This window comes from Aeromonas lacus, from assembly GCF_000764665.1.
In the GTDB taxonomy this organism is placed as follows: Bacteria; Pseudomonadota; Gammaproteobacteria; order Enterobacterales; family Aeromonadaceae; genus Aeromonas; species Aeromonas lacus.
Map to the genome: position 1 here is coordinate 68,351 of NZ_JRGM01000136.1, position 13,370 is coordinate 81,720.

A 13,370-nucleotide genomic window follows, 5' to 3' on the forward strand; every position below is an offset into this window, starting at 1 on the left:
CAGGTTTGAAAGCCTGCCATTCTAGGCGGGGCTTTCAAAAAAGATACCCCGTTTGCTGGCAAACGGGGTCTTATTGGTCGGTGATTTACCAAGGCGTGATGGGAATCGTTTTTTCCCGGGACTCAGGAGAGATCGAGTTCCTTCAGCTTGCGAGTGAGGGTGTTGCGACCCCAGCCAAGCAGACGGGCGGCCTCCTGCTTGTGGCCATGGGTGTGCTCCAGCGCCGTCTCCAGCATGATCCGTTCGAACTGGGGCATGGCATCGGCCAGGATGTCTGTCTCTCCCAGCGCCAGCTTGCTGGCCACCCACTCCTGCAACTGTTGCTGCCAGCAACCGGGCAACGCCGGTTGGCCGGGCTCGGCGTTGTGGGTGATGGGGGTAAGCAACTCGGGGGGAAGATCGCTCACCAGCACCTCCTGACCGGAGGCCATCACGGTGAGCCAACGGCAGACGTTCTCCAGCTGGCGCACGTTGCCCGGCCAGGGCAGGCGGCTGATATAGGCCTGGGTATCCGGATGCAGGCTCTTGGCCTCCACGTTCAGCTCTTTGGCGGCGCGCAGCAGGAAGTGACGAGCCAGCTGGGGAATATCCTCACGGCGCTCCTTGAGGGCGGGGATGTGAATGCGGATGACGTTGAGGCGGTGGAACAGATCCTCGCGAAACTCGCCATCGGCCACTCTTTTCTCCAGATTCTGGTGGGTGGCGGCGATGATCCGCACATCCACCTGCACCGGCTGGTGGCCACCGACCCTGTAGAACTGGCCATCGGCCAGCACCCGCAGCAGCCGGGTTTGCACATCCAGCGGCATGTCGCCGATCTCGTCGAGAAACAGGGTGCCGCCGTCGGCCTGCTCGAAGCGGCCGTGGCGGATGTTGTTGGCGCCGGTAAAGGCCCCCTTCTCGTGACCGAACAGCTCCGATTCGATGAGATCTTTCGGGATAGCCGCCATGTTGAGGGCGATAAAGTTCTTGTGGGCGCGCGGGCTGTGTTTGTGCAGCGCATGGGCGACCAGTTCCTTGCCGGTACCGCTCTGGCCGTTGATCAGCACCGAGATGCTGGATCGTGACAGGCGGCCGATGGCGCGAAACACTTCCTGCATTGCCGGCGCCTCACCAATGATCTCGGGAGTGGCGGTGGTCTCCTGCTGGCGAGCCTTGCGCTTGGTGCGCTGCTCCTTGAGGTGATTCTCGGCGCGGCGCACCAGTGTCACTGCTTCGTCGATGTCGAACGGTTTGGGCAGGTACTCGAAGGCGCCGCGCTGGTAGGCGTTGACTGCGCTGTCGAGATCCGAGTGAGCGGTCATGATGATGATGGGCAGATCGGCCTGACGGCGGTGGATCTGCTCCAGCAGGCTCAGGCCGTCGATACCCGGCATCCGGATATCGGAGAGGATCACATCGGGCGAGCGCAGCTCAAGGGCATGCAGCAGCGCTTCGCCATCGGCAAAGCTCTCGCAGTTGAAGCCTTCGCTGCCGAGAGTGCGCTCCAGCACCCAGCGGATAGAGCTGTCATCGTCGACGATCCACACTTTGGCTGTCATGGTGTTCCCTTACTTGCGAAGCGGTAGAAAAATGGTGAATTCGGTGTGGCCCGGCCAGCTGATGCAGTCGATTTTCCCCTTGTGCTGGTCGATCAGGTTCTGGGCGATGGAGAGGCCAAGCCCGGTGCCGCCCTCTTTGCCGGTGATCATGGGATAGAACAGGGTGTCGCGGATGGCATCCGGAATACCGGGGCCGTTGTCGATGATCTTGATCTCCGCCGCCAGCCGGTAGCGCTGGCCGTGGATGGTGATCTGGAACGCGGTGCGAGTCTTGATACGGATAAGCCCGGTCTGATCGCCCAGCGCTTCGGCGGCGTTGCGCACTATGTTGAGAAACGCCTGCTGCAGCTGATCCGGCTCCATCTCGAATTCGGGGATGCTGGGGTCGTAATCCCGCTCGATGCGAACCGAGGGTGGCAGCTCCAGCTCCACCAGTCGGCGTACCTGCTCCAGTACCGAATGGACATTGTGCATCTGGTGGCGGCCGGGGCGCTGGGGGCCGAGCAGCCGATCGACCAGTACCCGCAGCCGGTCAGCCTGTTCAATGATGATGCCGGTATATTCGCGCAGGGCCGGGTCCGGCAGCTCTTTTTGCAGCAGCTGGGCCGCGCCGCGCAGGCCACCGAGGGGATTCTTGATTTCGTGGGCGAGACCACGTACCAGCTCCTTGGCTGCCAGCTGCTGGGCATGCTGCTGCTGCTCCTGACTGATCTTTTTCTGCTGGTCGATCTTGCGCAGCTCCACGACCAGCAGGCGCTGCTCGTGGTCGGCCATGGGAGTAGCACTCAGCTCTACCAGCCGCGGTTCTCCCTCTACCACCAGAGTCACTTCGCTATCGGTAAAGCCCTGCCCTGAAACGAGGCACTGTTTCAGTCGTTGCAGGTCGAGGGAGATATGTTCCAGCAGATGGGGCAGTTCGATGCCGATCAGCCTACGTTCACTGAGGGAGAGCAGCTGTTCAGCCGCCGGGTTGACGAACTGGATGCAGAGCCGATCATCCATCAGGATCACGGCGGTCAGCAAATTATCCAAGAGTGTTTTGGCATTGTCCGAGCGGGTTGGCACAGGTTTCTCCCTAAAACGGTGCTGTGCACCTGTAATGCACCGATATGGTGCATTGAGTTTACCCGCATCGGTGCGCTATATCACCCCTGGTTGGCTTTGGGGGTGGGTTTGGGAGCCGGATCCACGCTTGCTCTATGCAGGTAAAAGGTGACTGGAGTGGATTTAGCAAGGATCGTACCGTCTTTGGTAAGCAGTTCGAGCTGGGCCTCGTGGGCGCCGCGGTCGACGTTTTCGACCCGGATCGAGAGGCTGTTGCTGACAAGGGGAGCTGCTTTGCCATCCAGAGTCAACCGGACATCATACTGGGTGGGGGGTTTGGGGCTGATCTGGCCCTGAAAGACGATATTGCCAGTGTTGTCGCGCAGGGTGCTGCCCTGTTCCGGTGAAAGCAGGGCGATGACCAGCTTGGTCGCCTCTTTCTTCTTGTTGGCATCGACGCCGGTCAGGGAGTTGAAGTTCTCCACCTGTACCGAACGGGGGGCACCGCTTAAGAAGGGGGCCGTGCGCAGATCGACTTCCTTTACCTTCTTGCCGGGAGGTGGTGCATCCGTGTAGTGGGTGACGCCATTGCCATCGACCCAGGAGTAGACCTTGGCGGCATGCGTACCAAACGAGGTCAGCAACAGGAGGGCGACAAGCCCGATGCCATACTTGTTGTTCATCCATCTCTCCTTGACGGTATCTTGCTTAATCCTATCAGAGAAAAAACCCGCCAGATGGCGGGTTTTGTCACGATTGGGCAAGCTGGTCCGATTAACCGGACAGCTGTTCCCGGCTTAGACGGAGTAGTACAGCTCGAACTCCAGCGGGTGCGGGGTCATGCGCACACGGTCAACATCCTGCTGTTTCAGTTCCAGGTAGGAGTTGATGAAGTCATCGCTGAACACGCCGCCACGGGTCAGGAACTCGCGATCGCTATCCAGAGCGGCCAGTGCTTCGTCCAGAGAGCCGGCAACGGTCGGTACTTCTGCAGCCTCTTCCGGCGGCAGGTCGTACAGGTTCTTGTCCATGGCATCGCCCGGATGGATCTTGTTGATGATACCGTCCAGACCGGCCATCAGCTGAGCTGCGAAGGCCAGGTACGGGTTGGCTGCCGGATCCGGGAAGCGCACTTCGATACGACGGGCTTTCGGGCTCGGAACCACCGGGATACGGATGGAGGCAGAGCGGTTGCGGGCAGAGTAGGCCAGCATGACCGGTGCTTCATAACCCGGAACCAGACGCTTGTAGGAGTTGGTGGTCGGGTTGGCGAAGGCGTTGATGGCCTTGGCGTGCTTGATGATACCGCCAATGTAGTGCAGCGCCATCTCGGACAGACCGCCATACAGGTCGCCGGCGAACAGGTTGACGCCGTTCTTGGCCAGAGACTGGTGGCAGTGCATGCCGGAGCCGTTGTCACCGAACATGGGTTTCGGCATGAAGGTGACGGTCTTGTTGTAGGCGTGGGCTACGTTGTGGATCACGTACTTCAGCACCTGCACTTCGTCCGCCTTCAGCGTCAGAGTATTGAAGCGGGTAGCGATCTCGTTCTGACCGGCAGTAGCCACTTCGTGGTGGTGAGCTTCAACAACCTGGCCCATCTCTTCCAGCACCAAGCACATGGCGGCACGGATGTCCTGGGAGGAGTCAACCGGCGCAACCGGGAAGTAACCGCCTTTCACGAACGGACGGTGACCCTTGTTGCCATGCTCATAGGCAGTGCCGGAGTTCCAGGCAGCTTCTTCGGATTCGATCTTCACGAAGCTGTGGCCCATGGTATTGGAGAAGGTGATGTTGTCGAACATGAAGAATTCCGGCTCCGGCCCGAACAGCACGGTGTCAGCGATGCCGCTGGACTTCAGGAAATCTTCGGCGCGCTTGGCGATGGAGCGCGGGTCGCGGTCGTAGCCCTGCATGGTGGCAGGCTCCAGCACGTCACACACGATGTTCAGAGTGGTCTCTTCGGTGAAGGGATCCAGCTTGGCGGAGGCGGCATCCGGCATCAGTACCATGTCGGATTCGTTGATGCCTTTCCAGCCACCGATGGAGGAGCCGTCGAACATCTTGCCGTCTTCGAAGAAATCTTCATCAACCTGATGGGCAGGGATGGATACGTGCTGCTCTTTGCCCTTGGTGTCGGTAAAGCGCAGATCAACAAACTTGACTTCGTGTTCCTGGATCAGGGCCAAAACGTTCTGGACTGACATGCTAAATAACCTCCGGTGTTAAAACTCTCTGGGTGAATGCGTCGTCGTATTCACATAAGCCAGTATCGTGCCAAGTTTGTGACAGCCTGATTTCAGGGCAATCCCGTCTCGGTGGTTCCCCAAAAGCAGGCAATCTCGACTGGTGTTGCATCAAAATGGTGCGACCGTGGATCGTTTTGGTGCACTGAAATAGTGCGCAAGATGCGGTCGCACCCCATATAAGCAGGGTTTACAGACGAGGTCTATGATCCAGATCCGTTGTCATGCGCGAATGTACTGCAATTCTGCTAGGCAGATCACAAAGGCAAGAGTACAATTAGCGCCCAATTTTACCCGGTGATTGAGGCGAGAATGTTAGAGAATTTACGCAATATTGCGATTATTGCGCACGTTGACCACGGCAAAACGACGCTGGTGGACAAACTGCTGCAGCAGTCCGGTACCCTGGACCGCTCCACGGAAGGCCAGGAACGGATCATGGACTCCAATGATCTGGAACGGGAACGTGGCATCACCATTCTCGCCAAGAACACTGCGATCCGCTGGAATGACTACCGCATCAACATCGTTGATACCCCGGGTCACGCCGACTTCGGTGGTGAAGTAGAGCGCGTACTGTCCATGGTTGACTCCGTGCTGCTGCTGGTTGACGCCGTAGACGGCCCGATGCCGCAAACCCGTTTCGTGACCCAGAAAGCGTTCGCTCAGGGTCTGAAGCCGATAGTGGTCATCAACAAGGTTGACCGTCCGGGTGCTCGTCCTGACTGGGTAATGGATCAGGTATTTGACCTGTTCGACAACCTGGGCGCGACTGACGAACAGCTGGACTTCAAAGTGGTTTACGCCTCTGCACTGAACGGTTGGGCCACCATGGATCAGGACGTCGAGTCCGAGAACATGGAGCCGCTGTTCCAGGCCATCGTCGACAACGTTGAAGCGCCGAAGGCTGATGCTGACGGTGGTTTCCAGATGCAGATCTCCCAGCTGGACTACAACTCCTACGTGGGCGTTATCGGTATCGGCCGTATCACTCGTGGTCGCGTCAAGACCAACCAGCAGGTCACCATCGTTGGTGCCGACGGCAAGACCCGCAACGGTAAAGTCGGTCAGGTGCTGGGCTATCTGGGCCTGTCCCGTACCGAAGTTGCCGATGCGCAAGCTGGCGACATCATCGCCATCACCGGTCTGGGCGAGCTGAAGATCTCCGACACCATCTGTGACAACGGTGCTGTTGAAGCGCTGCCGCCGCTCTCCGTCGACGAGCCGACCGTGAACATGACCTTCCAGGTCAACACCTCACCGTTCGCTGGTAAAGAGGGCAAGTTCGTGACCTCCCGCAACATTCTGGAGCGTCTGAACCAGGAGCTGGTCCACAACGTGGCCCTGCGCGTGGAAGAGACTGATGATCCGGACAAGTTCCGCGTATCCGGTCGTGGTGAACTGCACCTCTCCATCCTGATCGAAAACATGCGTCGCGAAGGTTACGAGCTGGCGGTATCCCGTCCGGAAGTAATCCTGCGTACCGTTGACGGCGAACTGCAAGAACCGTTCGAAACCGTTACTGTGGACGTGGAAGAAGCGCACCAGGGTTCCGTGATGGAGCAGCTGGGTCTGCGTAAGGGCGAAATGACCAACATGACCCCGGATGGCAAGGGTCGTGTCCGCCTGGACTTCATGATCCCGAGCCGTGGCCTGATCGGCTTCCAGACCGAGTTCATGACCATGACCTCCGGTACCGGTCTGCTGTACCACACCTTCGACCACTACGGTCCGCACAAGGGTGGCAGCATCGGTGAGCGTCAGAACGGCGTGCTGATCTCCAACGCTACCGGTAAGGCACTGACTTACGCCCTGTTCGGTCTGCAAGACCGCGGTCGTCTGTTCATCGGTCACGCGACCGAAGTGTATGAAGGCCAGGTGATCGGTATCCACTCCCGTTCCAACGACCTGACCGTTAACTGCCTGAAAGGTAAGCAGCTGACCAACATGCGTGCCTCCGGTACCGACGAAGCTCAGGTTCTGACTCCGCCGATCCGCATGACTCTGGAACAGGCTCTCGAGTTCATCGACAACGATGAGCTGGTAGAAGTGACTCCGAAGAGCATCCGTATCCGTAAGAAGCTGTTGACCGAGCTGGATCGCAAGCGCTCTGGCCGTGGTTAATCCCATGTGCTGAGTCCCGGTAGCCCTCGCGGCTGCTGACGATTCGCTGATAGAAAGGCCCAAACCTCCGGTTTGGGCCTTTTTTTATTTGCGTTGGGCTGGGCTGATCGGTTGCACCTTGCTTTGCGGATAAACGCTGCTGCCGAGCATGGCAGGCTATCAATGGGCATTCGTTTTGGAGTTGTATCTGGCTCGCCATGGCTGGGGCTGTGGGCGTGTTCTGAAAGCAGGGCTCTGCAGATCGGAAGATGGCTTTACCGGGCCTGCTGGCAGGGGCGGGGCCTTATGAGTGAGCCAAATCAATCGCTATAAATTTAATTTATGGACTTAGCCTTAATGGCCCAACTTTATCTTATGCGAACGAATTCGGCTGCCTGAAGCACTCTGCGGCTCATGCCAGGCCGTTACAGGGCTGTGCCCGATCCGGGGGCATAAAAGACGACGCCCTCCACCGGTTGCTATCAACCGGTGGAGGGCGTCGCTACTTGCGTGTTACTGGCGCCAGAACGAGGGGAAGAACAGCACCGCGACCGTCAGGATCTCCAGTCGGCCCAGCAGCATGCCGAACGACAGCAGCCACTTGGCCGAGTCGGGCAGGCTGGCGAAGTTGGTGCTGGGGCCCACCACCGGCCCCATCCCTGGCCCCACGTTGGCAACCGCGGTGATGGAGCTGGAGATGGAGGTGAGGGGGTCTAGCCCGATGGCGGCCAGCAGCGCCGCGATCACCAGAATGATGGTGAAGTAGGCCAGCACGAAGGAGATCATCGAGCGGATGATGGCATCGTTGACCGTCCGGCCGTTGTACTTCTGGGGAAATACGCCGGAGGGGTGCATCAGCTGGCGCATCTGCTTCTTGAACAGGGCAAAGGCCACCTGTACCCGGAAGATCTTGAGGCCGCCCGCAGTCGAGCCTGAGCAGGCGCCAAGCGCTAGCAGCACGATGAAGGTGATGCTGGCCAGCGGCCCCCAGGTGCCGAAGTCACCGAGGCCAAAGCCCGTGGTGGTGAGCACCGAGACGATGTTGAAGCAGCTGATGCGTAGGGCATCCCAGAAGCCGAACAGGTCTCTCTCCCACAGATAGAAGGTCATGATGACGGTGACCCACACCACCAGCCAGAAGAAGCCGCGCACCTGGGCATCCTTGAACAGGCTGTAATCCCGGTGGTTGAGGCTCTGCACATAGAGCAGGAAGGGCAGGCCACCGAGGAACATGAACAGGGTGCCAATCCAGTGTGCCGAGTTGGAGAAGTGGGACATGGATTGATCGGAGGTGGAGTAGCCGCCGGTACTGAGGGTGGTCATCGAGTGGTTGATCGCCTCGAACAGCGTCATGCCGCTGGCCCAGTAGGCCATCATGCAGAGCATGGAGAGCACCAGATAGACCACTACGATGTTGTTGGCGACCGTCTTGGCCCGTGGCGCACTTTTATCTGACCAGTCCGAGCTCTCGGTCTGGAACAGTTTCATGCCGCCGACGTTGAGGTAGGGCAGCACCGCCACCGCCATCACGATAAAGCCGACCCCGCCCAGCCACTGCAGGATGGATCGCCACAGCAGGATGCTGTGAGCCATGTTGTCGAGGCCGGAGAGCACGGTAGAGCCGGTGGTGGTCACCCCGGACATGGTCTCGAAGTAGGCGTCGGTAAAGTTGATGTGGGTGATGAAGACAAAGGGCAACGCCCCGAAGATACAGGCCACCACCCAGACCGAGGTGGTGAGCAGGAACATCTCCCGTACCCCCAGATGGAACTCCGCCTTGCGCCCGTAATGGAGGCAGAGCAGGGCGGCGCCGTGGGTGATGAGCACCGATTTAAGAAACTCGACGAACCCCTCGGAGCCGGTCAGCAGGGCCAGCAGGGTCGGCAGCCACATGAAGAGCGCCAGCTTGGAGAGCACCAGCCCGAGAGTAAAGATGATGGGACGCAGCTTGATCATGTTCGATAACCTGGTCGGTGATTGAAAAAAGACCCGGACCATCCCTCTGTTGGGGCTGAGCCGGGTCTGGCGTGACAGTGAGCGGCCATGGGCCCGTTACAGGAAGAAGGGGCTGGGCTGGAACAGCCGTTCCACTTCCGGGATGTACTTCTTGTCCACCAGGAACATGACCACGTGGTCATCCTGCTGGATCCTGGTGCGATCGTGAGCGATCAGCACCTCATCCCCACGCACCACGGCACCTATGGTGGTACCCGGCGGCAGCTTGAGCTCGCCCACCGTCTTGCCGACCACCTTGGAGGTGTTCTCGTCGCCGTGGGCAATCGCCTCGATCGCCTCGGCGGCGCCGCGGCGCAGACTGTAGACGTTGGCGATATCGGCCCGGCGCACGTGGGTCAGCAGGGCCGAGATGGTGGCCTGCTGCGGCGAGATGGCGATGTCGATGGAACCACCCTGCACCAGATCGACGTAGGCGCCGCGCTGGATCAGCACCATGGTCTTCTTGGCGCCCATCTTCTTGGCGAGCAGGGCCGACATGATGTTGGCCTCATCCTCGTTGGTCACGGCGATGAAGACGTCGATCTGGTCGATATGTTCCTCGGCCAGCAACTCCTGATCCGCTGCATCGCCGCAGAAGACGATGGTGTTCTCCAGCAGTTCGGAGAGCTGCTCCGCCCGCTTCTGGTTACGTTCAATGAGCTTGACGCTGTAGCGCTTCTCCAGCTGACGGGCGAGACCGGCACCGATGTTGCCACCACCGACGATCATGATGCGACGGTAGGGGCTCTCGAGGCGCTGCAGCTCCGACATCACGGCGCGGATATGGCCCGCGGCGGCGACAAAGAAGACCTCGTCATCCGCTTCGATGATGGTGGTGCCTTGCGGGCGGATTGGGCGGCCCTGACGGAAGATGGCTGCCACCCGGGTCTCGATATTGGGCATGTGCTCGCGCAGGGTGGAGAGGGCATTGCCGACCAGAGGGCCGCCGTAGTAGGCCTTGACCGCCACCAGACCGACGCGGCCACCTGCGAAATCAACCACTTGCAGGGCGCCCGGGTACTCGATCAGGCGACGCACATAGTCGGTCACCAGCTGCTCCGGCGCGATCAGGTGATCCACCGGCACCGATTCCGGCAGGAACAGGCGATCCCGCTCGGTCAGATAGGCGGGCGAACGGATCCGCGCCACCTTGTTCGGAGTGTTGAACAGGGAGTAGGCCACCTGACAGGCGATCATGTTGGTCTCGTCACTGTTGGTGACGGCGACCAGCATGTCGGCATCCTGAGCCCCCGCTTCGCGCAGCACCTTGGGGTGAGCGCCATGGCCGTTGACTACCCGCAGGTCAAACTTGTCCTGCAGTTCGCGCAGGCGCTCGCTGTCGGTATCGACGATGGTGATGTCGTTGTTCTCTCCGGCCAGGTTCTCGGCCAGAGTGCCGCCGACCTGGCCGGCTCCCAAAATGATGATTTTCATAGGGAACGTCTACTCACGTTGAGGCAGTAAAGGGGCATGCCGCCAGCATGGCGATTGCCCCGGAAGAAGCATGTCAGCGTCACAGCTTGACCAGCTTGGCGTAGTAGAAGCCATCCATCTCGGCTTCACCCGGCAGAAACTGGCGACCCGAGCACTCCGGGGTGTCCTGTTCGTGCAACGGTACCAATTTGGCATCTTTGGTCGCGGCAAGGAAGGCGCGGATCTGTTCGCGGTTCTCTTCCGGCAGGACGGAGCAGGTGGCGTAGAGCAGGGTGCCGCCGCTCTTCAGCTTGCCCCAGAGGGCATTGAGAATCCGGCGCTGCAGCTCGGCCAGCTCACGAATGTCCTGATCACGGCGCAGCCACTTGATGTCGGGGTGGCGACGGATAACGCCGGTGGCGGAGCAGGGGGCATCCAGCAGAATGCGGTCGAACTGGCCCTCCGGCCACCACTGTTCCGGTGCCGCGGCATCGCCGTGGATCACTTTGGCGGTCAGGCCGATGCGATCCAGGTTCTCCTGCACTCGCTTGAGGCGGTTCTCGTCGGCATCGACGGCGACCACGCCAGCCAGCTTGGGCTGACGCTCCAGCAGGTGGGCGGTCTTGCCGCCGGGGGCGGCGCAGGCATCCAGCACCCACTCACCCGGTTGCGGGTCGAGCAGGGCGGCCGCCTGTTGTGCTGCGCCATCCTGTACCGAGCAGTCACCGACTTCGAAGCCGGGCAGCTTGGTCACATCGCAGGGACGCTCCAGCAGGATGCAATCCTCGCCCTCTTCACCGGCCACCGCATTGATGCCGGCTTCGGCCATGCGGGCCAGCATCTGCTCGCGGCTCTGGCGCTGACTGTTGTTGCGGATCCACATGGGGGGGCGCTGGTTGTTCGCCTCCATGATGAACTCCCACTCGTCGGGATAAGCCTGACGCAGGCGCTTGGTGAGCCACTCGGGGTGACCGAGGCGCACGCTCGGCACGCGGTCGATACGCAGCAGAATCACTTCGGCGCTGCGCTGGAAGTTGCGCAGCACACCGTTGATGAGGCCACGCAGGGAGGTGCCCTTGAGCAGCTTGACCGCGTTGACGGTCTCGGCCACCGCGGCGTGAGCCGGAATGCGGGTGTAGATGAGCTGGTAGAGGCCGACCAGGATGAGGTAGTGGAAGATGCGGCTCTTGTTCTTGAGCGGCTTGTCCATCATCTCGCCGACCGCCGCATCGAGGCGGGGCAACCAGCGCAGGGTACCGTAGCAGAGTTCTTGCAGGAGGGCGCGATCGCGGGGCGCAACCTTCTCCTGGGCAGCAGGCAGAACGGCGGAGAGGGACTGGCCCTGATCCAGCACCTGTTGAATAACGAGAGCAGCCTGTGCGCGTGTTTTCATAGTGTTACCTTAGATGCGCAAGTCGGGGCCTGGGCCCCGCTTGTGTCAATTCAATCCAGTTCAATTCAATTGCGTGCCGGGTTCAAACCAGTCGCGGCGAGAGTTGAGCAGGTCCGTCACGGACATCGCCTTCTTGCCGGGCGGCTGCAGGGTCAGCAGGCGCAGTACCCCTTTGCCGGTGGCGATATCGATCCCCTGCTTGTCAGCCTTGAGCAGGGTTCCGGCGCGCTGGCCATGGTCGCTGTCGATGACGGCGGCTTGCCATACCTTGACGGTCTGGTCAGCCACTTCGAACCAGCTGATGGGCCAGGGATTGAAGGCGCGGATGCAGCGCTCGATGGCGACGGCCTCCATCGACCAGTCGATGCGGGCCTCTTCCTTGGAGAGCTTCTCGGCGTAGTTGGCCAGCGCATCATCTTGCGCCTCGGCAGCGGTTTCACCGGCGGCCATGGCATCGATGGTGTCGACCAGCGCCTGCGGACCCAGCTCGGCCAGCTTGTCATAGAGGCTGGCGGAGGTCTCGTCGGCGGCGATGGGGCAGGTCACTTTGCGGATCATGGCGCCGGTATCCAGCCCCACATCCATCTGCATGATGGTGACGCCAGTCTCGGCATCGCCCGCCCAGATGGAGCGCTGGATCGGGGCCGCACCGCGCCAGCGCGGCAGCAGGGAGCCGTGCACGTTGATGCAACCCAGACGCGGGGTATCGAGCACCGCTTTGGGCAGGATCAGGCCATAGGCCACGACGACCATCAGGTCGGCGCCAAGGGCTGCCAGTTCGGCCTGTGCCTCTTCCTTGCGCAGGGAAGCTGGTTGGTAAACTGGCAGATTATGGGCCAGCGCCAGCTCTTTGACCGGGCTGGCGGTGAGCTTCTGGCCGCGACCGGCGGGCTTGTCCGGCTGGGTATAAACGGCGACGACCTCGTGGTCGGAAGACAACAACGCCGCCAGGTGACGGGCGGCGAAGTCGGGAGTACCGGCAAAAATCAGTTTCAACTTATTCAACGGGGCAGATCCTCAGAGGGCTTTGCGATCTTCACGGGCCATCTTTTCCAGCTTCTGACGAATGCGCTGGCGCTTGAGCGGGGACAGGTAATCCACAAACAGCTTGCCCATCAGGTGATCCATCTCGTGCTGGATGCAGATGGCGAGCAGGTCGTCCGTTTCCAGTTCAAACGGCTGGCCGTGGCGATCCAGCGCGCGGATCTTGATCTGTTCGGCACGCGGCACCAGAGCGCGGCTGCCGGGCACGGAGAGGCAACCCTCTTCGATGCCGGTGCTGCCGCACTGGGAGATGACTTCCGGATTGATCAATACCAGAGGGTCTTCACGGTTTTCAGAGACATCGATCACTATGATGCGCTGATGAATGTCCACCTGAGTTGCAGCCAGGCCGATGCCTTCCTCTGCGTACATGGTTTCGAACATATCATCTACAATTTGCTGTAACTCGGGTGTAAAGGTCTCGACAGGGGCTGCGACGGTGCGCAAGCGCTCATCGGGAAAACGCAATACATCTAGAATGGCCATAGTTTTTTCTTTAGTTTCGTATAAATGCAGTCAATATTGGCGTAATTCTAGTCATTTACGCCGACAAAAAACAGCAACACTTTGCGCGCAGAAGTAACAGGGAGT

Annotated in this window: 10 protein-coding genes; 1 reads left to right on the top strand and 9 read right to left on the bottom strand. The window is 60.3% G+C overall.

The features are described 5' to 3' along the window. Nucleotides 1-122: 122 nt before the first annotated feature. The 4 genes from glnG to glnA form a co-directional block, all read right to left on the bottom strand. On the bottom strand, nucleotides 123-1,541 hold the full coding sequence (gene glnG, locus LG31_RS0112305; RefSeq protein ID WP_033114764.1) for a nitrogen regulation protein NR(I): 1,419 nt from the start codon (nucleotides 1,539-1,541) through the stop codon (nucleotides 123-125). Nucleotides 1,542-1,550: 9 nt separating this feature from the next. Then, nucleotides 1,551-2,606 carry a nitrogen regulation protein NR(II) gene (glnL, locus tag LG31_RS0112310; RefSeq protein WP_033114765.1) on the bottom strand — a complete coding sequence of 352 codons (1,056 nt, stop codon included), beginning with the start codon at nucleotides 2,604-2,606 and terminating at the stop codon, nucleotides 1,551-1,553. A gap of 80 nt (nucleotides 2,607-2,686) precedes the next feature. Then, nucleotides 2,687-3,268, bottom strand: a complete 582-nt coding sequence (locus LG31_RS0112315; RefSeq protein ID WP_033114766.1) for a DUF4124 domain-containing protein — start codon at nucleotides 3,266-3,268, stop codon at nucleotides 2,687-2,689. Between the two features lie 114 nt (nucleotides 3,269-3,382). Beyond that, nucleotides 3,383-4,792, bottom strand: coding sequence for a glutamate--ammonia ligase (gene glnA / locus LG31_RS0112320; RefSeq protein WP_033114767.1), 1,410 nt, complete (start codon nucleotides 4,790-4,792; stop codon nucleotides 3,383-3,385). 351 nt (nucleotides 4,793-5,143) lie between these two features. On the opposite strand from glnA, the gene typA reads away from it, so the two are divergent. Further along, nucleotides 5,144-6,955 carry a translational GTPase TypA gene (gene typA, locus LG31_RS0112325; RefSeq protein ID WP_033114768.1) on the top strand — a complete coding sequence of 604 codons (1,812 nt, stop codon included), beginning with the start codon at nucleotides 5,144-5,146 and terminating at the stop codon, nucleotides 6,953-6,955. A 492-nt stretch (nucleotides 6,956-7,447) separates the two neighbouring features. On the opposite strand, the gene LG31_RS0112330 is transcribed toward typA, so the two are convergent. From LG31_RS0112330 to def, 5 genes are all read right to left on the bottom strand, one after another. Beyond that, nucleotides 7,448-8,890 carry a TrkH family potassium uptake protein gene (locus LG31_RS0112330; protein ID WP_033114769.1) on the bottom strand — a complete coding sequence of 481 codons (1,443 nt, stop codon included), beginning with the start codon at nucleotides 8,888-8,890 and terminating at the stop codon, nucleotides 7,448-7,450. A 96-nt stretch (nucleotides 8,891-8,986) separates the two neighbouring features. After that, a complete protein-coding gene (gene trkA, locus LG31_RS0112335; protein ID WP_033114770.1) occupies nucleotides 8,987-10,363 on the bottom strand; it encodes a Trk system potassium transporter TrkA in 1,377 nt (458 codons plus the stop codon). A 79-nt stretch (nucleotides 10,364-10,442) separates the two neighbouring features. Next, nucleotides 10,443-11,735, bottom strand: coding sequence for a 16S rRNA (cytosine(967)-C(5))-methyltransferase RsmB (gene rsmB / locus LG31_RS0112340; protein ID WP_033114771.1), 1,293 nt, complete (start codon nucleotides 11,733-11,735; stop codon nucleotides 10,443-10,445). Nucleotides 11,736-11,795: 60 nt separating this feature from the next. Next, nucleotides 11,796-12,740 (bottom strand): methionyl-tRNA formyltransferase, encoded by a 945-nt coding sequence (fmt, locus tag LG31_RS0112345; protein WP_033114772.1) that lies wholly within the window; start codon nucleotides 12,738-12,740, stop codon nucleotides 11,796-11,798. 12 nt (nucleotides 12,741-12,752) lie between these two features. After that, on the bottom strand, nucleotides 12,753-13,265 hold the full coding sequence (gene def, locus LG31_RS0112350) for a peptide deformylase (protein WP_033114773.1): 513 nt from the start codon (nucleotides 13,263-13,265) through the stop codon (nucleotides 12,753-12,755). Nucleotides 13,266-13,370 lie beyond the last annotated feature (105 nt).

What these genes read in the sequence shown, in the direction of transcription:
- LG31_RS0112315 (WP_033114766.1), bottom strand. Translation starts at nt 3,268, where the DNA reads ATGAACAACAAGTATGGCATCGGGCTTGTCGCCCTCCTGTTGCTGACC.
- typA (WP_033114768.1), top strand. Translation starts at nt 5,144, where the DNA reads ATGTTAGAGAATTTACGCAATATTGCGATTATTGCGCACGTTGACCAC.
- glnA (WP_033114767.1), bottom strand. Translation starts at nt 4,792, where the DNA reads ATGTCAGTCCAGAACGTTTTGGCCCTGATCCAGGAACACGAAGTCAAG.
- trkA (WP_033114770.1), bottom strand. Translation starts at nt 10,363, where the DNA reads ATGAAAATCATCATTTTGGGAGCCGGCCAGGTCGGCGGCACTCTGGCC.
- glnG (WP_033114764.1), bottom strand. Translation starts at nt 1,541, where the DNA reads ATGACAGCCAAAGTGTGGATCGTCGACGATGACAGCTCTATCCGCTGG.
- LG31_RS0112330 (WP_033114769.1), bottom strand. Translation starts at nt 8,890, where the DNA reads ATGATCAAGCTGCGTCCCATCATCTTTACTCTCGGGCTGGTGCTCTCC.
- def (WP_033114773.1), bottom strand. Translation starts at nt 13,265, where the DNA reads ATGGCCATTCTAGATGTATTGCGTTTTCCCGATGAGCGCTTGCGCACC.
- rsmB (WP_033114771.1), bottom strand. Translation starts at nt 11,735, where the DNA reads ATGAAAACACGCGCACAGGCTGCTCTCGTTATTCAACAGGTGCTGGAT.